20 protein-coding genes are annotated in these 23,604 nt (G+C 72.7%); 10 read left to right on the top strand and 10 right to left on the bottom strand.

Going from position 1 to position 23,604, the window contains the following annotated elements:
• Window positions 1–6: 6 nt before the first annotated feature.
• Complete coding sequence (locus tag ACFWGN_RS07950; RefSeq protein ID WP_377616423.1) at window positions 7–936, top strand: polyphosphate kinase 2 family protein; 930 nt, start codon at window positions 7–9, stop codon at window positions 934–936.
• Here ACFWGN_RS07950 and zapE read toward each other — a convergent pair.
• On the bottom strand, window positions 914–1,999 hold the full coding sequence (gene zapE, locus ACFWGN_RS07945) for a cell division protein ZapE (protein WP_377616531.1): 1,086 nt from the start codon (window positions 1,997–1,999) through the stop codon (window positions 914–916). The two genes, ACFWGN_RS07950 and zapE, sit on opposite strands and share 23 nt — an antisense overlap.
• 126 nt (window positions 2,000–2,125) lie before the next feature.
• On the opposite strand from zapE, the gene ACFWGN_RS07940 reads away from it, so the two are divergent.
• Both ACFWGN_RS07940 and ACFWGN_RS07935 read left to right on the top strand, forming a co-directional pair.
• On the top strand, window positions 2,126–3,013 hold the full coding sequence (locus ACFWGN_RS07940) for a dihydrofolate reductase family protein (RefSeq protein WP_377616422.1): 888 nt from the start codon (window positions 2,126–2,128) through the stop codon (window positions 3,011–3,013).
• A 22-nt stretch (window positions 3,014–3,035) separates the two neighbouring features.
• A complete protein-coding gene (locus ACFWGN_RS07935; RefSeq protein WP_377616421.1) occupies window positions 3,036–3,521 on the top strand; it encodes a hypothetical protein in 486 nt (161 codons plus the stop codon).
• Window positions 3,522–3,704: 183 nt separating this feature from the next.
• On the opposite strand, the gene ACFWGN_RS07930 is transcribed toward ACFWGN_RS07935, so the two are convergent.
• Window positions 3,705–4,967, bottom strand: a complete 1,263-nt coding sequence (locus ACFWGN_RS07930; protein WP_377616420.1) for a carboxylate--amine ligase — start codon at window positions 4,965–4,967, stop codon at window positions 3,705–3,707.
• The gene (gndA, locus tag ACFWGN_RS07925) at window positions 4,964–6,400 is read right to left on the bottom strand and encodes an NADP-dependent phosphogluconate dehydrogenase (protein ID WP_354505253.1); all 1,437 of its coding nucleotides are present in this window, start codon (window positions 6,398–6,400) and stop codon (window positions 4,964–4,966) included. The genes ACFWGN_RS07930 and gndA overlap by 4 nt, the downstream gene beginning before the upstream one ends.
• 183 nt (window positions 6,401–6,583) lie before the next feature.
• Here gndA and ACFWGN_RS07920 point away from each other — a divergent pair, with 183 nt between their 5' ends.
• The 5 genes from ACFWGN_RS07920 (at window position 6,584) to ACFWGN_RS07900 (ending at window position 13,349) form a co-directional block, all read left to right on the top strand.
• On the top strand, window positions 6,584–7,174 hold the full coding sequence (locus ACFWGN_RS07920; protein WP_377616530.1) for a DUF3000 domain-containing protein: 591 nt from the start codon (window positions 6,584–6,586) through the stop codon (window positions 7,172–7,174).
• Complete coding sequence (locus tag ACFWGN_RS07915) at window positions 7,171–8,577, top strand: ribonuclease D (protein WP_377616419.1); 1,407 nt, start codon at window positions 7,171–7,173, stop codon at window positions 8,575–8,577. Before ACFWGN_RS07920 ends, ACFWGN_RS07915 begins: the two co-directional genes overlap by 4 nt.
• Before the next feature lie 122 nt (window positions 8,578–8,699).
• On the top strand, window positions 8,700–9,746 hold the full coding sequence (locus tag ACFWGN_RS07910; RefSeq protein WP_377616418.1) for a lipid II:glycine glycyltransferase FemX: 1,047 nt from the start codon (window positions 8,700–8,702) through the stop codon (window positions 9,744–9,746).
• 207 nt (window positions 9,747–9,953) lie between these two features.
• Entirely contained in the window at window positions 9,954–11,219 is a 1,266-nt protein-coding gene (locus ACFWGN_RS07905) for a thiolase family protein (protein WP_377616417.1), read from the top strand.
• A gap of 3 nt (window positions 11,220–11,222) precedes the next feature.
• Window positions 11,223–13,349, top strand: coding sequence for a 3-hydroxyacyl-CoA dehydrogenase NAD-binding domain-containing protein (locus tag ACFWGN_RS07900; RefSeq protein ID WP_377616416.1), 2,127 nt, complete (start codon window positions 11,223–11,225; stop codon window positions 13,347–13,349).
• A gap of 144 nt (window positions 13,350–13,493) precedes the next feature.
• Here ACFWGN_RS07900 and ACFWGN_RS07895 read toward each other — a convergent pair whose 3' ends face one another.
• Entirely contained in the window at window positions 13,494–13,721 is a 228-nt protein-coding gene (locus ACFWGN_RS07895; RefSeq protein ID WP_377616415.1) for a DUF2283 domain-containing protein, read from the bottom strand.
• Window positions 13,722–14,123: 402 nt separating this feature from the next.
• Here ACFWGN_RS07895 and ACFWGN_RS07890 point away from each other — a divergent pair, with 402 nt between their 5' ends.
• Complete coding sequence (locus tag ACFWGN_RS07890) at window positions 14,124–16,409, top strand: DEAD/DEAH box helicase (protein WP_377616414.1); 2,286 nt, start codon at window positions 14,124–14,126, stop codon at window positions 16,407–16,409.
• Window positions 16,410–16,472: 63 nt separating this feature from the next.
• Here the strand turns inward: ACFWGN_RS07890 and ACFWGN_RS07885 are convergent, their stop codons facing one another.
• The 5 genes from ACFWGN_RS07885 to ACFWGN_RS07865 form a co-directional block, all read right to left on the bottom strand.
• The gene (locus ACFWGN_RS07885; protein WP_377616413.1) at window positions 16,473–16,919 is read right to left on the bottom strand and encodes a hypothetical protein; all 447 of its coding nucleotides are present in this window, start codon (window positions 16,917–16,919) and stop codon (window positions 16,473–16,475) included.
• Window positions 16,916–18,388, bottom strand: a complete 1,473-nt coding sequence (locus ACFWGN_RS07880; RefSeq protein ID WP_354505237.1) for an APC family permease — start codon at window positions 18,386–18,388, stop codon at window positions 16,916–16,918. Before ACFWGN_RS07880 ends, ACFWGN_RS07885 begins: the two co-directional genes overlap by 4 nt.
• A 151-nt stretch (window positions 18,389–18,539) precedes the next feature.
• On the bottom strand, window positions 18,540–20,045 hold the full coding sequence (locus ACFWGN_RS07875; RefSeq protein ID WP_377616412.1) for an MFS transporter: 1,506 nt from the start codon (window positions 20,043–20,045) through the stop codon (window positions 18,540–18,542).
• 113 nt (window positions 20,046–20,158) lie between these two features.
• Window positions 20,159–20,908, bottom strand: coding sequence for a PIG-L deacetylase family protein (locus tag ACFWGN_RS07870; RefSeq protein WP_377616411.1), 750 nt, complete (start codon window positions 20,906–20,908; stop codon window positions 20,159–20,161).
• A 37-nt stretch (window positions 20,909–20,945) separates the two neighbouring features.
• A complete protein-coding gene (locus ACFWGN_RS07865) occupies window positions 20,946–21,389 on the bottom strand; it encodes a RidA family protein (RefSeq protein WP_377616410.1) in 444 nt (147 codons plus the stop codon).
• 138 nt (window positions 21,390–21,527) lie between these two features.
• Between ACFWGN_RS07865 and ACFWGN_RS07860 the strand changes: the two genes are divergently transcribed.
• Entirely contained in the window at window positions 21,528–22,514 is a 987-nt protein-coding gene (locus ACFWGN_RS07860) for an alpha/beta hydrolase (protein WP_377616409.1), read from the top strand.
• A gap of 60 nt (window positions 22,515–22,574) precedes the next feature.
• Here ACFWGN_RS07860 and pflA read toward each other — a convergent pair whose 3' ends face one another.
• Entirely contained in the window at window positions 22,575–23,585 is a 1,011-nt protein-coding gene (pflA, locus tag ACFWGN_RS07855) for a pyruvate formate-lyase-activating protein (protein ID WP_191804983.1), read from the bottom strand.
• Between the last annotated feature and the right edge of the window lie 19 nt (window positions 23,586–23,604).

Genomic DNA, 23,604 nt, shown 5'->3' with positions numbered 1-23,604 from the left:
ACCCGCATGGGAAAGCACTCGTCCGGCTCGGCCGGCCCCGCACCAGCACCTGAGGGCAGCGCCGCCCGTTCCGGCAGCAAGAAGTCCGCCGGCTGGGACGTGCCACCCGTCGAGTCGCTGCGCGCGCCGCGCGGGTTCGACCTCGCGTCGTTCGACCGCGCCTCGACCCCCGGGTGGTCCCAGGGGCGCAAGCAGGCCGAGCGGCTGCTCGACGCGCACGCCGACGAGCTCTCGGACCTCCAGGAGCGCCTGTTCGCCGAGGGACGCAGCGGCGGGAACCGTTCGGTCCTGCTGGTCCTGCAGGGCATGGACACCTCGGGCAAGGGCGGGATCGTGCGGCACGTGATCGGCCTGGTGGACCCGCAGGGTGTCCAGCACACGTCGTTCGGGGTCCCCACCGCGGAGGAGCGTGAGCACGACTACCTGTGGCGCATCCGTCGCGCCCTGCCGGACCCGGGCTACCTCGGGGTCTTCGACCGTTCGCACTACGAGGACGTCCTGGTGGTCCGTGTCGACGAGCTGGTCCCCCCGGAGGTCTGGGAGGCCCGCTACGACGAGATCAACGCGTTCGAGCAGGAGCTCGTCGCGAGCGGCACGACGATCGTCAAGGTCGCCCTCTTCGTGTCGCTGGACGAGCAGAAGGCGCGGCTCCGCGAACGCCTCGAGCGTCCCGAGAAGCACTGGAAGTACAACCCTGGCGACATCGACGCGCGCAAGAAGTGGCCCGCCTACCAAGAGGCGTACCAGGCCGTGATCGACCGCACCAACACCGAGGTCGCGCCGTGGCACGTCGTCCCGGCCGACTCCAAGTGGTTCTCGCGGCTCGCGGTCTCCGAGCTCGTGCTCGTGCTCGACGCGCTGCGCCGCCTGGACCTCGGGTGGCCGCCCGCCGACTTCGACGTCGCGACCGAGCTCAGGCGGCTGGAGTCCGCGTGAGGGCGCGACCGTCCTCGGCGAGCGAGCCCAGCCGGGACAGCGCCCGGAAGTACTTCTTGCGGTAGCCGCCGCGCAACATCTCGTCGGTGAACATCGCGGCCTCGGCACCTGCGGCGCCCGCCCCCTCGGCCTGGCCGCCCGCGAGCAGGACGGGCACGTCGCGGTCGTAGAGGCGGTCGACGAGCACCACGAGCCGCAGCGCGGCCGACTGCTCGGTCACCGGGTGGACCCCGGTGAGCGCGACGAGCGTGACGTCGTCGAGCATCGCGCCGTACTTGCTGGGGTGAACGTGCCGCAGGTGGTCGAGCACCTCGTCGAGCGAGTCGAGCGTCGCGCCCGGGTGGCTCGCCGCGACCTGAGCGACGACGTCGGCGGGCAGGGGCTGCGTCTCGGTCACGACCGCGCGGTGACGGTAGTCCTCGCCGTCGACCCGCATGACCTCGAACCGTGCCGCCATGGCCTGGATCTCGCGCAGGAAGTCCTCGGCCGCGAAGCGTCCCTCGCCCAGCGAGCCGGGCAGCGTGTTCGAGGTCGCGGCGAGTGCGACGCCCCGGTCCGCGAGCTCGCGCAGGAGCCGGGACATGAGGACCGTGTCGCCCGGGTCGTCGAGCTCGAACTCGTCGATGCAGACCAGCCGCTTGGTCGCGAGCGCGTCGACCGTGGCCTGGAAGCCCAGGGCCCCCACGAGGTTGGTGTACTCGACGAACGTCCCGTAGGCCGCGTCGGGTCCCACGGCGTGCGCGAGCGAGGTCAGCAGGTGGGTCTTCCCGACGCCGAACCCGCCGTCCATGTAGATCGCGGGCACGGCCCTGCGCTTGGCGAACAGACCACGCATGCCTCTGCCGGATGCACCGGGAGCGAGCTGGGCACCCACCTCCTCGAGACGGGCGACCGTCGAGGCCTGGCTCGGGTAGGCAGGGTTCGCGCGGTACGTCGCGAAGCGTGCGTCGGCGAAGTGGCGCGGCGGCACCAGGTCCGCAAGAAGTCGCGTGGGCGGCACGACGGGCCGGATGTCCGCGAGCGCCCGCACGCGCGCCGTGCTCTCGGTGCCCGCGTCCGGCAGGCTCGCCGTGCCCGGAGCGGGCGAGGCGGCGGTGCGGGGCGGGTTCGACGAGTCGGACGGGGTCCCGGCGAGATCGGGAGGCGCAGCAGTCACGAGGATCCAGCCTACGCGCACTAGCCTGGCGGGATGAGCGCTGTGTCGGACGTCACCCCATCGAGCCCTGCCCCGTCGCTGCCCGCGCTGGACGTGCTGATCGGCCCGGGCGGCGCGGGGCACCTCGCCGGGACGCGCCTGGAGGTCACGCCCCGCGAGGAGGAGCTCGCAGCGTTCTACGCGTCCCCGCCGGGGCTGCACGTGCGCGCGAACATGGTCTCGAGCGTCGACGGCGGCGCGTGGGGACCCGACCATCGATCGGGCACCATCAACGACGCGGCCGACTGGCGCGTGTTCCGGGTGCTGCGAGCCCTCGCGGACGTCGTGCTCGTGGGGGCGGGTACGGCACGGGCCGAGGGCTACACCGCGCTCGACGTCCCGCGCGGGCTCGAGCACCTGCGTGCGGGACGCGGCCCGCTCGAGCTCGCGGTCGTCACGCGCAGCGGCCACCTGCCCGCGGCGCTGGCCGCGGGCGATCGTCCGCCGTTCGTCATCACGGACGAACACGGGGCGGGGATCGCCCGGGCGAGCGTCCCCGCGGACCGCGTCCTCGTCGTCGGGCCCGACGACGGCGCGCGCGCGGGTGCGCCGCTCCCGTCCCAGGACCTCCCCTCCCCCACGCCCGGGCCCGACCTGCGGGCCGGGCTCGCGGCCCTGACCGACCGGGGCCTGACCCGGGTGCTGTGCGAGGGCGGCCCGCACCTGCTCGCAGACCTGCTCGCGGCCGACCTGCTCGACGAGCTGTGCGTGACCACGACGCCGGTGCTCGTCGGTCCGGGGCCGGGACGGATCGTGGCCGGCATGCCGCCCCTCGTCGCGGGCGCTACGACCGGTCCCGCGAGCGCCGACCCGCGCCGTCCTCGGCTCGAGCACCTGCTGCACGCGGGCGGGACACTGGCTGCCCGATGGGCGCTGCGCTGAGAACGTTGACTAGTCTGGGCCTGTGACCGACACCATCCTCGTCCTGACCGAAGACACCCTCGCCGCCGTGGACGTGGAGCACATCCTGTCCCTGCACCCCGACGAGACCCTCGCCTACCGGGTCCTGGTACCCGCCGACACCGAGCGCAACGTCGTCTCGGCGATCATCGACCACCTCAGCGTGGGAGAGCTCAAGGAGGCGTGGGACGAGGTGCTCGGCAAGGAGCCGTCGCGTGCCCAGGCCACGGCCACCGCGCAGGAGCAGCTCGACGCGAGCGTCGCCGAGCTCCGTGCCGCGGGCCGCGAGGCCGACGGCACGGTGACCGAGGACGACCCGCTGCCCGCGCTGCGCGCTGCGGTCGCCGCCGGGGACGTCCGCGAGATCGCGATCGTGACGTACCCGCACGCGGTCGAGGACACGTTCCACCAGGACTGGGCCTCGCGCGCTCGCGAGGAGCTGCACGTGCCCGTGCTGCACCTGTACTCGGGCACCAGCGAGCTGGGCTGACCCGACCACCCGCACGCCGCGGCCGCACCTCACGACGCGGCGAGCACGACGACGAGCCGCACCCGACGACCGAGCCGCACCCGACGACGAGGGGCCGTCACCACCAGGTGGTGACGGCCCCTCGCTCTGTCCGGTCCGCTCGTCAGGGCGGGGAGAGGGTCGGTGCGCTCGGCACCGACGGTCTCAGTAGCCCGTCGTGGTCGGTTCCGGGTAGTGCTTCTTGTACTTGCGGTAGAAGTTCTGGGTCATCGCCTCGACGACCAGTCGCCTCTTGAGCCCCCCGTCCTTCGAGTACTTCAGGGGGTTCACCGCGTCGCCACGGTCCTTGACCGCCTGCAGCCGGATCCGCAACGAGGGGTCCAGGATGTACTTCTGCAGGAGCCGGAACGGCACCACCGAGTACAGGACCTCCTTCGTGGCCAGCAGAGGCTCGATCGACCTGCCGAGGACCCGGTCCTCGACGAGCGCACGAGCGATGTTGGCCCCGGCCGCGGTCACGTAGTAGTTGTTGCGACCGATGCGCGGGTTCACCTCGAAGTACACGTGCCGGCCCGTGCGGGGGTCCAGCTTGTAGTCGAAGTTGGCGAACCCGGTGTACCCGACGTTGTCGAGGAACCGGCTCGCGGCCTCCATGGCGTCCTCGTACGGCTCGGTGAGGATCGCCGCGGGGATGCCCAGCGTGCCCGGGGTGTGCTCCTCGAGGAGCACACGACCCGTGGCGAGCAGGGTGATCACGCCCCGCGTGTCCCGATAGGCCGTGAGCGAGCGCATCTGCGTCTCGTCGCCCGGGATGAACTCCTGGACGAGGAACGTCCCCGGGTACCCCGCGGTGACGAGGTGCCCGAGCAGCTCGTCGAGCTCGGCACGCGAGTCGACGTGGTGGATCTTGCGCTTGCCCGGGAACGAGACGTAGTGGTAGTCCGCGCTCGAGGACGGCTTGGCGACGACCGGGAACTCGAGGTCGACGCGCAGCGCGGGGATCGCCGCGAGCCCGCCGTCCGCGACGAGCTGCGGCACGCTGACCGCGACCGTGCGCGGCGTGGGGATGCCGAGCCGGTCGCAGACCTCCGCGAAGCCCTCCTTGCTCGAGACCTGCTCGAGGACCTCGAGCGTGCAGTAGGACATGACGTACTTGTCCTCGAGCCGCGCGCGGTTCTCGACGATCGACCGGACGAACCAGTCGGCGTTGGTGAGCAGCACGAGCGTCTTGCCGGGGTGCTGGGCGGCGACGCGCTCGAGCGCGGTGACGAGCACCTCGGGGTCGTCGATGCCGGGCGTCACGACGTTCGTGACGAACGACGAGTCGGCCATGGCGCGCGTGGCGACGCTCGAGATCACGACGGCGTCGGTCCCGTACTGCTCGTGGAACGCGCGGACCATCGCATAGACGCCGATGTCACCACCGACGCCGACAGGCAGGAGATCGGGGAGAGAAGTCCCCGTCATGCGTTGGACTCGCTGCGGTCGCCGGACCACTCGGTGTGGAACACGCCCTCCTTGTCGACGCGGTGGTAGGTGTGGGCGCCGAAGAAGTCGCGCTGGGCCTGGATCAGGGCCGCGGGCAGGCGCTCGGCGCGCACCCCGTCGTAGTACGCGAGCGAGGACGAGAACGCGGGGGTGGGCACGCCGTTGAGCGCGGCCTGGGACACCACGCGACGCCACGAGGAGACGCCTTCACCGACGGTCTGCGTGAAGTACGGGTCGGCCAGGAGCAGCGCGAGGTTCTCGTCACGCTCGTAGGCCTCGGTGATGCGGTTGAGGAAGCGGGCGCGGATGATGCAGCCCCCGCGCCAGATGCGGGCCATGGCGCCACGGTCGATGCCCCAGCCGAACTCCTCGGAGGCTGCGGCGATCTGGTCGAAGCCCTGCGAGTACGCGACGACCTTCGACGAGTACAGCGCGCGGCGCACGTCCTCGATGAACGCGTCTCGGTCCGTGATCTCCCACTGGCCCGCGTCGGCCGGCAGCACGCCGACCGCGGCCGTGCGCTGGGGCACCGAGCCGGACAGCGCGCGCGCGAACGTGGCCTCGGCGATGCCCGTGATCGGGACGCCCAGGTCGAGCGCGTTCTGGACCGTCCAGCGGCCCGTGCCCTTCTGCTCGGCCCGGTCGAGGATGATGTCGACGAACGCCTTGCCCGTCTCGGCGTCGACGTGCTGGAGCACGTCGGCCGTGATCTCGATGAGGAACGACTCGAGATCGCCCTTGTTCCACTCGGCGAAGATCTGGCCGATCTCCTGGGCTGAGGCCCCGAGACCCTGCTTGAGCAGGTCGTACGCCTCGGCGATGAGCTGCATGTCGGCGTACTCGATGCCGTTGTGGACCATCTTCACGAAGTGGCCCGCGCCGTCGGGACCGACGTAGGTGCAGCAGGGCACGCCGTCGACCTTGGCCGAGATGTCCTCGAGGATGGGGCCGAGGGTCTCGTACGACTCCGGGGCGCCACCGGGCATGATGCTGGGGCCGTTGAGCGCGCCCTCCTCGCCGCCGGAGACGCCGGTGCCCACGAAGTGCAGGCCCTTCTCCTTGAGCTCGGCCTCACGGCGGCGCGTGTCGGGGAAGTGCGCGTTGCCGGCGTCGATGATGATGTCGCCCTGCTCGAGGAGCGGGACCAGCTCGGCGATGACGGCGTCCGTCGGGCCGCCGGCCTTGACCATGATGACGACCTTGCGGGGACGCTCGAGCGAGGCGACGAAGTCGGCCATCGACTCGGACGGGACGAAGTCGCCGTCGTCGCCGTGGTCGGCGACGAGCGACTGGGTCTTGGCGAAGGAGCGGTTGTGCACCGCGACCGTGTAGCCGTGACGAGCGAAGTTGCGGGCCAGGTTGCGGCCCATGACCGCGAGTCCGGTGACGCCGATCTGTGCGCGGGCTGTCATCTGCTGTGCTCCTCGGGGGTAGGTGCTGGCTCCGGCGAGCAGGAGTGCCGGGCGCCGGCGGGACATGCCGACGACGGGCGTCGGCGGACACTCCCGACAGCCTAGTCCGGCGATCACGATTCGATCTCCTCCGCGCGCCTAACCTCCACGATGTGGACATCTGCTCGTACTGTGCAGCGTGTGATCAAGTCCGGAGAAGCCGCGGCACCACCCGACTTCCTCCGCGCCCTGGAGTCGGTCGGGCGTCGGAGGCTGCGCCCCGAGGTGCGGCTCCAGGAGGTGCCCGCTCCGGGCAGGATCGCCCCGTTCGCGCTCGCGCTCACGGGTGAGGTGGCCGGGCCGGACGGCTCGGGCGAGGAGCTCGCGACCGGTCGCTTCATCCTGCTGCACGACCCGGCGGGCCAGGAGGCGTGGCACGGCACGTTCCGCGTCGTGACGCTCGTGCGCGCGACGCTCGAGCCGGAGATGGCCACCGACCCGCTCCTGGCCGAGGTCGCCTGGACCTGGCTCGACGACGCGCTCTCGCACTCGGGCGCCGACGCCGTGGCCGAGGGGGGCACGGTGACCCGCGTGCTCTCCGAGAGCTTCGGGGCGCTGGCAGGCCAGGCCAACGACGTCGACCTCGAGATCCGGGCGTCGTGGACCCCCACCTCGACCGACGTCGGAGCTCACCTCGAGGCCTGGTCGACGCTCCTGTGCACGGCCGCGGGGCTGCCCCCGTTGCCGGACGGCGTGACGTCGTTACGCCCGCGACGCAATACCGTGGGTCCATGAGCTCGGCCCACACACCCTCCTTCTCCTCGCGCCGGTCCGCCGGCCGCGGCCCCTCCGGCGACGCCGGCACGGCACGCGACGCGTCGCCCGACGTCCTCGTCGGCGCCTCGGCGCCCCCGGCCGCACCTGACGACGTCGCGGACCCGTCCGCCGCCCCGGCCGTGACCCCGCTCACCGAACCGGCCGACGGCGTCGGTCCGGTGATCGACACGCCCGAGGCCTTCGCGAAGGTCGTCGAGGCCTACGCCGCGGCCTCGGGCCCGGTCGCAGCGGACGCCGAGCGCGCGTCGGGCTACCGGTACGGCCAGCGCACCTACCTGGTCCAGGTGCGCCGCGAGGGTGCGGGCACCGCGCTCATCGACCCCATCGCGATCCCCGACCTCTCGCCGCTGCGCGAGGCCGTGGGCGACGCCGAGTGGATCCTGCACGCCGCGTCCCAGGACCTGCCCGGGTTCGCCGAGCAGAACCTGTATCCCGCCCGGATCTTCGACACCGAGCTCGCGGCACGCCTCCTGGGCATGGAGCGCGTGGGGCTGGCAGCCGTGATCGCCGAGGTCCTGGGCCTGGGGCTCGCCAAGGAGCACTCCGCGGCCGACTGGTCCACGCGCCCCCTGCCCGAGGACTGGCTGCGGTACGCCGCGCTCGACGTCGAGGTCCTCATCCCGCTGCGCAAGATCCTCGGCGAGCGGCTCGAGGAGCAGGGCAAGGCCGAGTGGGCGGCCCAGGAGTTCGAGGCCGTGCGCACCGCTCCCCCGCCCCCGCCGCGCGAGGAGCCGTGGCGGCGCACGTCGGGCGTGCACGCGCTGCGCAACCCGCGCAGCCTCGCGGTCGTCCGCAGCCTCTGGGAGGCGCGCGACGAGAACGCCCGCCGCCGGGACATCGCCCCAGGACGCGTCCTGCCCGACCGTGCGATCGTCGCCGCCGCCCAGGCCATGCCGCGCTCGGTGCCCGAGCTGGTCAAGCTGCCCGCGTTCTCGGGCCGCAACACGGCCCGTCGGGCCGCGGCCTGGCAGCACGCGATCGACCAGGCGCTCGCCCTGCCCCAGGACGCGCTGCCCAGCGCCCGGGGGCCGCGCAGCGACGCCCCGCCGCCCCCGCGCGCGTGGGCCGACCGCGATCCCGACGCGGCCCAGCGGCTCGACGCCGCGCGCGTCGTGGTCCAGGAGCTGTCCGACGAGCTCTCGGTACCGCTCGAGAACCTCTTGCAGCCGGACGCCCTGCGCCGCGTGTGCTGGACGCCTCCTTCCCCGCTCGACGCCGAGCACGTCGCGCAGTTCCTGCGCGGCCGCGGCGCGCGCGAGTGGCAGCTCGACCTCGTGGCCGAGCCGCTCGCCCGTGCCCTGGCCGACCCGGCCTCGGTCCCGCGCCCTGCCCCGACCCCGACCCCGGAGAGCGCCCCGTAGGTCCTTCGCGCGGGGCTCGCCGACACCGTCGCCCACCCTGGCCGAGGTCCTGGACGTCGGCCGGGGTGAACGGCAAGAGACGCCGTCGTCCGGCACTTCCCCTCGCCGGTAAGGTCGGGGGCATGCTGCCCGAGTCCTCCTCCTTGACCGTCACGACGATCACCGACCGCGCCGCCTGGGACGAGCAGGTGCTCGAGATGGGTGGTCACCCGCTCCAGCTCTGGGGGTGGGGCGAGGTCAAGGGGGCCGGGGCCTGGACGCCTCGCCGCCTGCAGGTCACGGGCTCGGACGGCACGGTCCTGGGCCTCGCGCAGGTCCTGGTCCGCTCGCTGCCCGCGCAGTTCAAGGCGCTGAGCTACGTGCCCCGCGGCCCGGTCGTCATGCCCGACGGCACGGGCTACCCCGCGACCCGGTCGGGCGTCACGGAGGCCGTGGTGCGCTGGTGCCGCGAGAACGTCGGCGGCGTGGGCATCACGCTCGAACCGGACTGGGACGCGGGGACCTCCCTCGAGCTCGACGGCGCGGTTCCCGCGGTCAACCCCGTGCTCTACCCGACGACCCTGATCCTGGACCTGCGCAAGACCCCCGACGAGCTCATGGCCGACATGGCCAAGAAGACGCGCCAGTACATCCGCAAGTCGGAGCGCGAGGACCTCGAGTTCCGTGCCGTCACGACTCGCGCCGAGCTCTCCGCGTGCCTGCGCCTGTACCGGCAGACGGCCGAGCGGGCCGGGTTCGGCCTGCACGAGGACTCCTACTACGAGCTCGTGTTCGACCAGCTGGGCGAGCACTCGCCCGTCTTCGCGGCCTTCGCCCGGTCGAGCGAGGGCGGTCCGCACGACCGGCCGGTCTCGTTCGTGTGGTTCGCGGCCTCGGCCCGCACGTCGTTCGAGCTGTACGGCGGCATGGACGAGGAGGGGCAGCGCCTGCGGGCCAACTACGGTCTCAAGTGGTACGCGATCAACGCGATGCGCGAGCGCGGCGTGCTGCGCTACGACGTCAACGGGCTCCTCAACGACGGTATCTCGACGTTCAAGCGAGGCTTCGCGAGCCACGAGGACGAGCTGCTCGGGAGCATCGACGTGCCTTTCTCGATGTGGTACACCGCGTGGAACAAGGGCCTGCCGACCGCCAAGAAGGTCGTGCGCAAGCTGCGCGGAGGCCACTGAGCCTTCTCGGCGCGAGACTGCGTATCGCTCGTCGCACGCCCGATCGAGCCCGCCGGACCGGACCCGACCCCCCTGATTGGGCGGGTCCGGCGGCCGCCGAAGATACTCGGTCTCACACTTTCGTGCATTTTCCCGGTACCGCGGGTAGCCTGTACCAACGCTGAGCGGTGACGCTCAGGGACACCGCCGTCCAGATCAGGAGATGCCATGACTGTGGCCAGCAAGGGTTCGGGCTCGCGCCGGACCGTCCGCGACGTCGTCTTCGTCGAGGGGGTGCGTACGCCGTTCGGCAAGGCCCGTCCCGACGGCATCTACGCCCACACCCGTGCCGACGACCTCGCCGTCAAGGCCGTGCGCGAGCTGCTGCGCCGCCGCCCCGAGCTCCCGACCGAGCGCATCGACGAGGTCGCGCTCGCCGCGACGACCCAGACGGGCGACCAGGGCCTGACCCTCGGCCGCAGCGTGGCCGTGCTGGCCGGCCTGCCGAAGTCCGTGCCGGGCTTCGCGATCGACCGCATGTGCGCGGGCGCCATGACCGCGGTCACCACGACCGCGTCGGCCATCGCGATCGGCGCCCAGGACGTCACGCTCGCGGGCGGGCTCGAGCACATGGGCCACCACCCCATGGGCGAGGGCGCAGACCCCAACCCGCGCTTCGTCGCCGAGAAGCTCGTCGACTCCACGGCCCTGGTCATGGGCGCGACGGCCGAGAACCTGCACGACCGCTTCCCGCACCTGACCAAGGAGCGCGCGGACGCGTACGGCGTCGCGAGCCAGGCCAAGTACGCCAAGGCGCTCGCCAACGGGGACGTGACCCCGGACCTGGTCCCGATCGCGCTGCGCGACCCCCAGCAGGGCTGGGGCCTGGCCACGGCCGACGAGCTGCCCCGCCCGGGCACCACGGTCGAGGACATCGCACACCTCAAGACGCCGTTCCGCCCCGGCGGCAAGGTCACCGCGGGCAACGCGTCCCCGCTGACCGACGGCGCCGCGGTCTCGCTCCTCGCGGCGGGCGACGTCGCGGCAGAGCTCGGCCTGCCGGCCCGCATGCGCCTCGTGTCGTTCGCGTACGTGGGCGTGGACCCCGAGGTCATGGGCATCGGCCCCATCCCCTCGACCGAGAAGGCCCTCGCCCAGGCGGGCCTGAGCATCGAGGACATCGGCCTGTTCGAGATCAACGAGGCCTTCGCGGTCCAGGTCCTGGCGTTCCTCGACCACTTCGGCATGCCCGACGACGACGCTCGCGTCAACCAGTACGGCGGCGCGATCGCGGTGGGTCACCCTCTCGCGGCGTCCGGTGTGCGCCTCATGACGCAGCTCGCGCGCCAGTTCGAGCAGCACCCCGAGGTCCGCTACGGCCTGACCACGATGTGCGTGGGCCTCGGCATGGGCGGCACCGTGGTCTGGGAGAACCCGCACCACGCCGACTACTCCGGCCACACGACCGACGCCTCGACGAACGCGGAGAACTGACCCATGAGCACCCCGACCACCGCGCCCCGCGCCGAGCGCGTGACCCACTCCCTCGTCCGCGACGTCGAGCTGCCGGACGGAGCGGGCACGCTCGCGCTCCTGACCCTCGACAACGGCCTGGACCACACCAAGCCCACGACGCTCGGGCCGAGCGGCATCGCCGAGCTCACGGCCGCGCTGACCGCGCTCCAGGCCCGCGCGGCTCGCGGGGAGATCGCGGCCGTCGCCGTGACGGGCAAGCCCTACTTCCTCGCCGCGGGCGCCGACCTCACGCAGGTCGCCACGGTGCGCACACGCGACGAGGCCCTCGAGCTGGGCCGGGGCGGCCACGCGGCCTACCGCCTGCTCGGCGAGATGGGCGTCCCGACGTTCGCGTACATCAACGGCCTGGCCCTGGGCGGCGGCCTCGAGGTCGCGCTCAACTGCGACTACCGCACGGTCGCGACCGACGCCCCCGCGCTCGCGCTCCCCGAGGTCGGCCTGGGCCTGGTCCCCGGCTGGGGCGGCGCCTACCTCGTGCCGCGCCTCGTGGGCATCGAGAAGGCCATGGACGTCATCCTCACGCGCCCGAGCGCCAACAAGCCGTTCAAGGCCAAGGAGGCCTTCGAGATCGGGCTGGCCGACGCGCTGTTCGAGGCGCCCGACTTCCTCGAGCACTCGATCCGCTGGACCGCCGACGTCGTGCGCGGCACGACGGTCGTCGAGCGCCGCGAGCTCGACCCCGCCCCGGTGTGGGACGCGGTCGTCGCCGGTGCGCGCAAGCAGCTCGACGCGGTCGTGCACGGGTCGCGGCCCGCACCCTACCGGGCGCTGGACCTCCTGGCCGCGGCCCGCACCGCGACCAAGGACGAGGCCTTCGCGGCCGAGGACGAGGCCCTGGCGGACCTCATCATGTCCGACGAGATGCGCGCGAGCGTCTACGCGTTCCAGCTCGTCTCGCACGGCAAGCGCCCCGCGGGCGCCCCGGACCCGAAGCTCGCCCGCCCGGTCACCTCGGTCGGGATCGTGGGCGCGGGCCTCATGGCGGCTCAGCTCGCGCTCCTGTTCGCGCAGCGCCTGGGCGTGCCCGTGACGATGCGCGACCTCGACGCCGAGCGCGTGGAGCACGGGCTCGCCTACGTCCGCACGACGGTCGAGAAGCTCGTCACGACGGGCCGCATGAGCAAGGACACGGGCGCCAAGGTCCTGTCCTCGGTCCACGGCACCACGGACATCACCGAGTTCTCGCGCTGCGACTTCGTGATCGAGGCCGTGACCGAGGTCCTGGGCCTCAAGAAGAAGGTCTTCGCCGAGCTCGAGGGCATCATCGGGCCCGACACGATCCTCGCGACCAACACCTCGGCCCTGTCCGTCACGGAGATGGCCGCGGATCTGGCGCACCCCGAGCGGGTCGTGGGGCTGCACTTCTTCAACCCCGTCGCGCAGATGCCGCTCGTCGAGGTCGTCCGTGCCGAGAAGACCTCGGACGAGGCTCTCGCCACGGCGTTCGCGGTCTCCAAGGCGTTGCGCAAGACCGCGGTGGGCGTTGCCGACCGTCCGGGCTTCGTGGTCAACCGCCTGCTCGTGCTCCTCCTGGGCAAGATCGTGGAGGCCGTCGAGAACGGCACCTCGGTCGAGGTCGCCGACCGTGCGCTGCGGCCGCTGGGCCTGCCCATGGGTCCGTTCGCGCTCTTCGACCTCGTGGGACCCGCCGTGGGCCTGCACGTCCTGACCTCGCTGCGCGAGGACCTGGGCGACCGCTTCCCGTCCTCCCCCGGGCTCGAGAAGCTCGTGGCCGAGGGCACCAAGGTCGTCCTGCCGGCTCCGGCGCGCGGCATCCCCGCGAGCGTCGACCCGGCGATCCAGGCGTACTTCGGCACGGGTGAGGCCGGCGGTCCGGGCGCGCTCGACGAGGCCGGGGTCCTGGACGAGGTGCTCACCGCTCTCACGACGGAGATCGGCCACATGCTCGACGAGGGCGTCGTCCAGGGTCCCGAGCAGATCGACCTCTGCATGATCCTGGGCGCAGGCTGGCCGTTCCACGACGGCGGCATCACGCCGTACCTGGACCGGACGGGTTATTCGGAGAAGGTCCTCGGCCGCCGTCTCCTGCCCGACGGCGTCGCGAACGTCCCGGCGCAGGTCGCCTGACGCGTCGTTCACCCCTCGCACCGGACCCGAGGGTGGTCGGTCAGCTCCTCGGAGCGGGCCGACCACCCTCGGGTCTGCCGTGCCGGGCGACCGCGTGGCCCGTGCTGCGCTGAGCCGTCCGCTCCCCTGGGGCGGACGGCCGCTCTACAGGGCGGTCTCGGCGTCGTCGCCCTCCAGGAGGCTGCGGTACCCGATCAGCTCGATGCCCAGCAGGCGTCCCCTCCGGTCGAGGTCGAGGACCACCTCGCCGCTCAGGCGAGCGTCGTCGACGACGATCTGCCGGACCGCCTGCCCCTCCCCGATGTGCTGGAGCGCGATGTAGGCCGCGTCGACCTCGTCGTCGATCGTGATCACGACCCGGTCCTCAGCCACCGGACCCCACATCCTGTTCACGGTCCTCCCGCTGTCCCGGACGACGGTCTGCCATGCCTCGCACCTCTTTCTCCGACTGCTCAGGTCACGCGCAACCGGCCCGGGCCGCCGGTAGCGGACCCGCTCGCGGACGATGCGACGACCGGAGACTACCGCCTGGCGCTCGCCCCGGGTCAGGTCTCCCCCCTCCCCGAGACCGCGCCCGCCACCCCCGGCGCAACGTCGCGCGGCCGGTGACGCCGGGCCAGGGCCGGGCCAGGCCGCACCCAGCAAGGACCGAGAGCGCCCCGCGCGCGGACACCCGGTGATAGCGTCACGGGGCCGTCGATCCCTGGCATCACGGCCGCCGGTCCTCGCTCAGCGACCGTGCTCCCCCGCCGACGTCCCCAGGAGCTCCGCCCGATGACCGCGCCCGACGCTCCCCGCCCCACGCCCGAGCAGGCCCGCGAGGTCGTCGCGCGGGCCGACGAGGTCGCCGCGCTGCTCTCGGGACTCGCCGGGGCGCCTGCCCGGTTCCGCGAGCACGTGCGCACCGCGTTCGGGTCGAGCCAGCAGGACAAGGTCCTGGGCGAGCTCTCGGCGATCGGGGTCGAACGCCTGCGCGAGGTCAGCGGCGAACGACTGCGCGTGGGCCGCCTGGTCGACGGGGGCGTCACGACCGTGGGCGACGTGCTCCGTGCGGGACCCGCCGGGCTCGAACGTCTCCCCGGGATCGGGCCGCAGACCGCGACGCACTGCCTCGCTGCCGCAGCCCAGATCGCCCAGGCCGTCCAGGAGACCCTGCGGTTCCGGATCGACGACGCCCCGGGCGACCCGTTCACGACCGGCCTCGTCCAGGCGCTCGCGGGGCTCGACGCCGCGCGCACGGCCGCCACGGTCCACCGGCAGGTGGTCGTCACGTTCATCGAGGGGCACTCGGAGCACCGGGTCGCGGCCCAGGAGGCGACCCGAGCGTTCCGGTCCTTCTTCTCGCTGCCCGCGCGGCGCCGTCGGGCAGCGGACGCCGTGCACGGGCTCGCCCGGCTCACCCAGGACGCCGAACGGTCCGGTGCCGTCGCGGCCGCAGGACGCGTCGGGGCCCTCGACACCGCACCCGTCGACGCCTTCGAGGCGTGGACCGACTTCCGGGCGCGCTCGGCGACGTACTACGCGCTGCTCGACGACGTCGTGGACATCGGGCGCGACCTCCAGGCGACCGAGGGCCACCTGCCGCCCGAGCTCCTGGCCCGCGTGGACGACCAGCCGCTCGACCAGTCGCTCCTGACCGCCTCGCTGCGCGGGTACCAGGTGTTCGGGGCGCGCTACGCCCTCGCCCAGCGGCGCACGATCCTGGGCGACGAGATGGGGCTCGGCAAGACCGTGCAGGCCATCGCCGCGATGGCGCACCTCGCCGCGGGCGGGGCGACGCACTTCCTCGTGGTGTGCCCCGCGAGCGTCATGACGAGCTGGGTGCGCGAGGTCGGGCGGCACTCCACGCTGCGCTCGCTCGACGTCCACGGGCCCGAGCGTGCCGAGGAGGCCTCTCAGTGGGCGCGCGAGGGCGGCGTGGCCGTGACGACGTTCGAGCAGGTCGGGCTCCTGCCGCTCGACCTGCCCGCGCCCGCGATGCTCGTGGTCGACGAGGCGCACTACGTCAAGAACCCCGAGGCCAAGAGGTCGCAGGCCGTGGCCGCCTGGGCCAGGCGGACCGAGCGCGTGCTGTTCCTGACCGGCACGGTCATGGAGAACCGCGTCGAGGAGTTCCGACGCCTCGTGTCCTACCTCCAGCCCGACGTCGCCGAGCAGGTCAGCGCCGCGCACGGCGCCGCGGGGGCCGAGAGGTTCCGGCTCGCCGTGGCCCCCGTCTACCTCCGGCGCAACCAGGAGGACGTGCTCGAGGAGCTGCCCGAGCTGCTGCAGGTCGAGGAGTGGGAGACGTTCGGCCCGGCCGACGGCGCCGCCTACCGCGACGCGGTGCGCGAGGGCAGCTTCATGGCCATGCGCCGGGCCGCGTACGCCGTCGACCACCCCGAGGACTCGGCCAAGGTGCGCCGGCTCGTCGAGCTCGTCGAGGAGGCCACGGGGAACGGCCGCAAGGTCGTCGTGTTCACGTACTTCCGCGACGTCGTCGACCTCGTGGTGCGCGCGCTGGGCGACCTCGCCGCCGGACCGCTCACGGGCTCGGTGAGCGCCACGAACCGCCAGACGATCCTCGACGAGTTCACGGCCTCGCCCGTGCCCCGGGCGCTCGTGAGCCAGATCGAGGTGGGCGGGGTCGGGGTCAACCTCCAAGCCGCTTCCGTCGTGATCCTGTGCGAGCCGCAGGTCAAGCCCACGACCGAGGCGCAGGCCGTCGCACGCGCCCACCGCATGGGTCAGGTCCGCACGGTGCAGGTCCACCGGCTGCTCGTCGCCGACACGGTCGACGAGCGCATGGTCGAGATCCTCGGCACCAAGGCCCGGTTGTTCGACGCCTACGCGCGGCGCAGCGTCCTGGCCGACGCGCTACCCGGCGCTGTCGACGTGTCGGAGGCACGGCTCGCGCAGACGATCGTCGCGGCCGAGCAGGCACGCTGGCTGGGCGGGGCCCCGGTCGTGGCGGGGACGGGCCCGACGGTCGCCCAGGGGATCGTCACGGACGACGAGGTGCGGGACTTCGACGTGCAGGACGCGCCGGTCGACGCGCCCTGGGGCGACGGCGGCGCCTGACCGGCACCCGCCGGGGTGCGGGCGGGATCGCCGACCTGCGGCTCGCGGACGACGTGGAGCGTGTCAGGTCCCCGCCACCTCGTCGGTCTTGAGGTCGTCGACGAACGCCCGGAACTCGTCGAGCTCCTCGGGGCAGTAGATCTCGATGATGAGCAGCTGCCCCTGGACCACGCGGCTGTCGGCGACGACGGGCCTGGCCCCGGGGCCGGTGGCCCCGTTGGCGAGCTGCGCGAGCAGCGTCGCGCGGCTGAGCGCCTCGTTGGGGTTCGCGCAGGCCGCGCCGCCGTCCTCGCCGAGGACCCGCACGATCTGGTCCTTGTCGGGGGTCCGTGCCCCGGCGTCCTCGAGCGCGGCGATCAGCTGGTCGGCCTTCTCGTCCGCGCGCGCCGTCTCCCGGACGACGCTGAACGCGAGCACGGCCCAGACGCCCAGGGCGATCAGGATCACGCACGCGCCGATGTAGATCCACCGACGTTCGTGTCGCGGCTGGCTCTCTGCCGGGGTGCTCACGACGCCACCTCCGTCGACTCCGCCTGCTTCCAGGACGGCTTGCGGAACCGGTAGAACAGGAAGGGCACGAACAGGCCCAGGCCCAGGGCCCCGCCGCCCACGATGAGGAAGTAGACCAGCGGGCTGCCCGAGGAGAACTGCGACGGCGGGATGAACCCGACCAGCAGCGCCGCCAAGGAGGCCGCGAAGCCGACCCCGCACATGCTGACGAGCATCGGCGCCCGGAACCCCCGCGGGTGGTCGGGCTGCCTGCGGCGCAGCCTGGTCGCCGCCACGAACATCAGCAGGTACATGATCAGGTACACCTGCGTCGTGATGACCGAGAAGATCCAGTAGGCGCTCGAGACGTCGGGGATCAGCGCGTAGGCGAGGCCGATCACGGTGGTCACGATCCCCTGGACCACCAGGATGTTCTGCTGGACACCGTTCTTGTTGAGCCGCTGCAGGAACGGTGGCAGGTACCCCTCCTGACGGGAGATCAGCAGCAGGCCTTTGGAGGGACCGGCGAGCCAGGTGAGCATGCCGCCGAGCGACGCCGTGACCAGCATGATCCCGACGATCGGGGTCAGCCACTGCCATCCGAAGTTGGCGAACACCGCGTCGAAGGCCTGCATCACCCCGGCCGTGAGCGAGAGCTCCTCGGCGGGCACGATCCAGCTGATCGCCAGCGCGGGGAGGATGAAGATCGCCAGCACCATGCCCATCGCGAGGAACATCGACTTCGGGAACTGCTTCCCGGGGTTCTTCAGCGACGACACGTGGACCGCGTTCATCTCCATCCCGGAGTAGGACAGGAAGTTGTTGACGATGAGGACGAGGCTCGAGAGCCCGGCCCAGGCCGGCAGCAGGTTGTCGGCCGTCATGGGCGCCGCGGACTCGTTCCCCTGACCGAGGAAGACGACGCCGAGCGTCACCAGGACGACCCCCGGGATCAGGGTCCCGATGATGAGCCCTCCGCTCGCGAGACCCGCGACCCCCTTGGTCCCGCGCGAGGAGACCCACACGCCGGACCAGTACACGACGATGATCACGGCGGCCGTCCACACCCCGCTGCTGGCGAGCGCGGGGTTGATGACGTAGGCGAGCGTGCTCGCGACGAACCCCAGCAGGCTCGGGTAGTAGAAGATCGTCATGGCGAACTGGCACCACACCGCGAGGAAGCCCATGGGCTTGGAGATGCCCTCCGAGACCCACTTGTAGATGCCGCCGGTCCACCCCGAGGCGAGCTCGGCCGAGACCAGCGAGGTGGGCAGCAAGAAGACGACCGCGGGCAGCAGGTACAGGAACACGCAGGCCAGGCCGTAGACGGCCATGGTCGGCGCGGCGCGCAGGCTCGCGACCGAGCTGGTCGTCATCATCGCCAGCGCGACCCACGAGATCCACTGGGTGCTCGTCGCGCGGGTGCGGGCGGCCGGGACCGCCGCTGCCCCGTCGACGGGGAGGTCGGCCGGGACGTCGGCGGCGCTCATCGCGCGTCCAGGAGCAGGGCTTGCATGGTCATGAGTGCCTCCGTCGACGTCGTCGGTCAGGCCTTTGTTCGAGTGTGCAGCCCGCGGAACCCGGGGCACCTCATCCAGATCGCGTGAACCGTGCCCGCCGTCGAGGGGCGATATCTGCCGTTCAGCCCCGGTCTGGGCTGGTCTGCCCGGCCGTGGCCGAGGTCGGCAGGGTGAAGGAGACGGCAGCCGCCGCCGCAGCGGCGTCGTCGAGCGTCCCCTTCGTCGCGCGGTGGCGGCCGATCACGAAGGCCATGAGCACGCCGAGGAAGCTGAAGATCGCCATCATCCACGCGGCAGCCGCCAGCCCGGAGGCCAGGGCGTCGCTCTGTGCGGCCCCCGCGGCCGTCCGCGTCGCGATCGCGTTCCCGTAGATGGTGGCGGCCAGCGCCGTCGCGACCGCGGCCCCGACGTACCTGGCCATGTTGGAGATGCCCGAGGCCCCGCCGACCTGGTTCTCGGGCACAGCGGCCGTGGCCGCGGCCGACGCAGGGCCGTTGGACAGGCCCATGCCCACCGCGATCGCGACCAGCGGCAGCAGGAACGCGGTGTACGCCCACGCCGAGTCGACGAAGCCCACGATCACGAACCCTGCCGTCGTCAGGGCGAAGCCGAAGCCGATCGTCTGCCGACCGCCGATCCGCGCCGCGAGCCGCGGCACGAGCGGGGCGATCACCACGAGCCCCACGGTCGCCGGGAGCGTCGCGAGCCCCGCCTGGAGCGGGGTGAAGCCCAGGGTGGCGGGGTCCTGGAAGTACAGGCTCAACAGGTACATGAGCCCGTTGATCGTGCCTGCACCGATCAGGATCGCGATGGTCGAACCCACCAGGACGCGGTTGCGCAGGAGCGCGAGGTCCACGAGCGGGACGGCCACCCGACCCTCGACGACGACGAACCCGACCGCAGCCCCGATCGAGATCGCGAAACAGCCCAGGGTGGCGAGCGAGATCCAACCCCAGTCGCCGCTCTTGGTCACGCCCAGGATGAGGGGCGTGAGGGTCAGGGCGATGAGGACCGTGCCCGCGTAGTCGATCGTCCGCGGCCTGTCGGGGTCCCTCGACTCCGCGACCGTCATCGCCGTGAGGACCATGCAGAGGACCGCGATCCCCGCGTCGATCCAGAACAACCCCTGCCATCCGGTCGCGTCGACGAGCAGCCCGCCCACCAAGGGGCCGGCCGCCGCCCCCACGGCAGCCGCGGCTCCCCACAGGGAGACGGCCCGGAGCTGGGCGTCGCCCGAGTTCGCGACCGAGAGGAGGCTGAGCCCACAGGCGAGGATGGTCGCCCCCGCCGCCCCCTGGATCACGCGACCCGCGATGACCATGCCCCCGGACCCGGCCAGCGCGATCATCACGCAGGACACGACGAACAGGAGCAACCCCAGCTGGAAGACCCTCCGCCGGCCGAACACGTCACCCAGCGAGCCCGCCGTGACGATGACGGCCGCGCCGACCAGCGAGTACCCGGTCACCGCCCACTGCAGCGTGGTGACGGACGTCCCGGTGTCCGCGGAGATCGCCGGGAGCAGGATGCTGACCGCCGACGTGTTCGCGTTCACCACCAGCGTCGAGATGCACGTGGCCGCGAGGACCCCGCCCGTCCGGCTCCTGACCTGCGCAACATCGCTCATCGCACTGCCCTTTCCCGTGACGGGCTCGGAACGGGTACCCCTGAGACACGGTAGGGCAGATGGTCGCAGCGCTCCTGTCGAACCGCGCGCGACGGCCCGGGCAGAGTGAACCCCTAGTCCTCCCAGCCCATCCTCAGCACCTCGAACGCCGTGGCGTGCTCGACGCCCATGCGGGCCCCACCCGCCCGGCTCATGGTCGCGAGGAACTCGGCCGGGTCGAAGTGCTCCCACCCGAGGCCGGCGATGTACGCGGCGTGCGCCCGGAGCGAGGCGACGCCCGCCTCGAACGTCCCGGTCACGTCGACGCCGTGGGCCGCGTCGGGGGATCCGGCGACCCAGACCTGCCGTACGCCTCCCCACGGCTCCAGGCCCGCCTCGACCTGGTCGTGGAAGACCCAGCGGTTGCCCGCGTCGCGCACCGCGTCGACGACCGCGCGGCCCGTGGCGATGTGGTCCGCCTGGTTGAGCATCCCGCCCGGGAAGGCCTCGCGGTAGTTGCCCGTGATGACGACCTCGGGGCGGTGCCGCCGGATCGCCGCCGCGACGGCTGCCCGCAGCGGTAGTCCGTACTCGAGCACGCCGTCGGGCAGGCCCAGGAACTCGACCTCGTCGACGCCGACGATCGCGGCCGACGCGACCTGCTCGGCCTCGCGCACGCCGCGCGCCTCGTCGGGGTCCAGCCCGTCGATCCCGGCCTCGCCGCTCGTGACCATGGCGTAGACCACGGTCTTGCCCTGCCCGGTCCACCGCGCGACCGCGGCGGCCGCGCCGAACTCCATGTCGTCGGGATGGGCGACGACCGCGAGCGCCCGCGTCCAGTCCTCGGTCAGCGGGGTCAGGGGCGTCTGCGGTGGTTGCTCCATGCCTCCCACGGTATGCCCGAGGGACCGAGCCAGCAGGTCAGCGGACCGCAGCGACCGCCTCGATCTCGACGAGCTGGTCGTCGTACCCGAGGGCGGCGACGCCCAGCAGCGTGCTCGGCGGATCGTGCGGGGCGAGCGTGTCGCGCACGACCTCCCACGCGGCCACGAGGTCGTCCTGCGAGGTCGAGGCCACGTACACGGTGGTCTTGACGAGGTCCCCGAAGGTCGCGCCCGCGTCCTCGAGCGAGATCCGCAGGTTCTCCATGGTCCGGGCGGCCTGGGCGCGGACGTCACCGACCCCCACGGTCGCGCCGTCGGCGTCGAGCGGGCACGCGCCCGCGGCGTAGACGAGCCGCGCGCCCGACGGGACGACGGCCGAGTACGCGTACTCGGCGACGTCGGACAGTCGGGGGCTGCGCACGAGTCGCGCGGCGGGGGTCGACGGCTCAGTGGTGGGCGGAGCGGCGGGGACGGCAGGCACGGGTTCTCCTCGGGGTCGACGGGTGTCGTCCGATCCTCGACCATCCACGCTCGGGGATCCAGGCATTTCGGGCTGGCGTCGCCTCGTGCGCGGTAGCGTGGACGTCCACCTCGGCGCTTCGTCGGAAGGACCCAGCCAATGCCCCTCGGACCGAGCGCCCGTACCTCCCGCGAGACCACCGCGACACTCCACGACGGCAGCTCCCTCACTGTCGAGGTCACCGGCACGGGCCCGGCGGTCGTGCTCCCGGTCAACCCCGTCCCTGCCACGGGCCCCGCGGCCGACGAGCTCAGGAAGTGGGGTGTCGACCCTGCGCTCGGCCGGACGCTGATCGACGCGCTCTCCCCCACCTTCCGCGTGGTCGCGGCAGACTACGAGGGTCACCGCATGGCCCGCCCGGCGGCCGGCACGCTGACCCCGGAGAACGTCACGGCCGACCTGCTCGCGATCGCCGACGCCGCGGGGGCCGAGACCTTCGCGTACTACGGCTACTCGTGGCTCGCGCTGAGCGGACTCCAGCTCGCGCTGCGCACGGACCGTCTGACGGCCTTGGCCATGGGCGGCTTCCCGCCCCTCGACGGACCGTACGCGGGCATGCTCGCGGTCACGCGTGCGACGCACGGCATGACGTCCGCCTCCCCCGCGGCGCCCCCTACCGAGCCCCCGGCCGGCCCGACGGCGGAGCGTGAGGCGAGCGACGTCGTCGGGCAGGAGGAGCGAGCGCGGGAGACGGACACCGCACCCCGTGCAGGGGGCGACGCGGCGACGGACCCCGAGGACTTCGACTGGGAGAGCTTCGACATGACGCTCGGCGAGGAGCAGACACGCCAGTTCGTGACGCTCTACGAGGCCCTCGACTCGTTCGACGACCGACGCGTCCTGGACCGCGTGACGTGCCCGCGCCTCGCATTCGCCGGGACGGCCGACGAGATCGAGTACGGCGAGAGGTGGGGCGGGGTGCACGTGAGCATCGGCGGTGCGCTCGCCGCGCACGCCGACGAGCTGCGCGCCGCGGGCTGGGACGTGGAGCTGCTCGACGGGCTCGACCACACCCGGGCCATGCAGCCCGACGCGGTGCTGCCGGTGCTGGGGCCGTGGCTGACCTCGGTGCTCACCGGGGCATGAGAAGCGGCCCCCGGATCACAGGATCCAGGGGCCGCAGGCCACGTCTCGGGGGCGGGACGGTCAGTAGACCGTGAGGCCCTTCGCACGGAACTGGTCGCGCACGCGGTCGACCAGCTCGACGTCGGGAGCGGGGGTGTCGTTGAGCTCGTACTCGCGCCCGAGCGTCTCCCACTTGTCCCGGCCCATCTGGTGGAAGGGCAGGACCTCGACGCGCGTGACCGTGCCGGGCCGGATCTCGTTGAGCGAGGCCGCGTAGTCCGCGACGACGTCGACGTGCTCGGCCTGGTCGGTCAGTCCGGGGACCAGCACGTAGCGGATCCAGACCTCGACCGGGTGCTCGGCCGTGACACCGCCGGGCAGGCCCGACTCGGCGAGCCGTCGCCCGAACTTCAGGGTGGGCTCGAGCGCACGACCCGTGACCTTCTCGTAGGTCGCGGGGTCGCCCGACTTGACGTCGAGGAGCACCAGGTCGGTGTTCGCGAGCATCTCGTCGCTCAGGTTCGCCCCGAGGAAGCCCGAGGTGTCGAGCGTGGTGTGCACGCCCATCTCCTTGGCGCCCGCCAGGATGCGCGCGGCGAACGCGGGCTGCATGAGCACCTCGCCGCCCGAGAGGGTCAGCCCGCCCTTGGTGGCACGGAAGACCGGCAGGTACCGCTTGACGCGGGCCAGCAGCTCGTCGGCCGTGACCGGCTCGCCGTCCTTCATCTGCAGCGTGTCGGGGTTGTGGCAGTACAGGCAGCGCAACGGGCACCCGTTGAGGAAGACCGTCAGGCGCGTGCCCGGACCGTCCACCGCGGTCACGAGCTCCCACGAGTGGACCGAGCCGAGCTCGCCCGAGCGCATCATCGCGAGCTTGTCGTGCCGGTCGAGGTCCTCGGCCGTCGAGAGGCCGGAGACCCCGGCCCCCGTCCGGCGGCGGGGGGCCTCCGGTGCGTCCAGGTCACTGTCGTGGCCCAGGGCGTCACCGGAGGTCCGCCACGGCAGCGGAGCCGAGGCGACCCCGTCGACCCCGTAGCGGGCGGCGGCACGCGCGGGCACCTGGCCGGCTGCGGGCGTCGAGAGAGTCGTCATGATGGTTCCGCCGTTCTGC

The organism is Oerskovia sp. NPDC060338, assembly GCF_042726295.1.
Classification (GTDB): Bacteria; Actinomycetota; Actinomycetes; order Actinomycetales; family Cellulomonadaceae; genus Oerskovia; species Oerskovia merdavium.
This window is presented reverse-complemented; position numbering and strand designations above follow the sequence as displayed.

What these genes read in the sequence shown, in the direction of transcription:
- ACFWGN_RS07950 (WP_377616423.1), top strand. Translation starts at nt 7, where the DNA reads ATGGGAAAGCACTCGTCCGGCTCGGCCGGCCCCGCACCAGCACCTGAG.
- ACFWGN_RS07940 (WP_377616422.1), top strand. Translation starts at nt 2,126, where the DNA reads ATGAGCGCTGTGTCGGACGTCACCCCATCGAGCCCTGCCCCGTCGCTG.
- ACFWGN_RS07930 (WP_377616420.1), bottom strand. Translation starts at nt 4,967, where the DNA reads ATGACGGGGACTTCTCTCCCCGATCTCCTGCCTGTCGGCGTCGGTGGT.
- gndA (WP_354505253.1), bottom strand. Translation starts at nt 6,400, where the DNA reads ATGACAGCCCGCGCACAGATCGGCGTCACCGGACTCGCGGTCATGGGC.
- ACFWGN_RS07915 (WP_377616419.1), top strand. Translation starts at nt 7,171, where the DNA reads ATGAGCTCGGCCCACACACCCTCCTTCTCCTCGCGCCGGTCCGCCGGC.
- ACFWGN_RS07910 (WP_377616418.1), top strand. Translation starts at nt 8,700, where the DNA reads ATGCTGCCCGAGTCCTCCTCCTTGACCGTCACGACGATCACCGACCGC.
- ACFWGN_RS07905 (WP_377616417.1), top strand. Translation starts at nt 9,954, where the DNA reads ATGACTGTGGCCAGCAAGGGTTCGGGCTCGCGCCGGACCGTCCGCGAC.
- ACFWGN_RS07900 (WP_377616416.1), top strand. Translation starts at nt 11,223, where the DNA reads ATGAGCACCCCGACCACCGCGCCCCGCGCCGAGCGCGTGACCCACTCC.
- ACFWGN_RS07890 (WP_377616414.1), top strand. Translation starts at nt 14,124, where the DNA reads ATGACCGCGCCCGACGCTCCCCGCCCCACGCCCGAGCAGGCCCGCGAG.
- ACFWGN_RS07880 (WP_354505237.1), bottom strand. Translation starts at nt 18,388, where the DNA reads ATGAGCGCCGCCGACGTCCCGGCCGACCTCCCCGTCGACGGGGCAGCG.
- ACFWGN_RS07875 (WP_377616412.1), bottom strand. Translation starts at nt 20,045, where the DNA reads ATGAGCGATGTTGCGCAGGTCAGGAGCCGGACGGGCGGGGTCCTCGCG.
- ACFWGN_RS07870 (WP_377616411.1), bottom strand. Translation starts at nt 20,908, where the DNA reads ATGGAGCAACCACCGCAGACGCCCCTGACCCCGCTGACCGAGGACTGG.
- ACFWGN_RS07860 (WP_377616409.1), top strand. Translation starts at nt 21,528, where the DNA reads ATGCCCCTCGGACCGAGCGCCCGTACCTCCCGCGAGACCACCGCGACA.
- pflA (WP_191804983.1), bottom strand. Translation starts at nt 23,585, where the DNA reads ATGACGACTCTCTCGACGCCCGCAGCCGGCCAGGTGCCCGCGCGTGCC.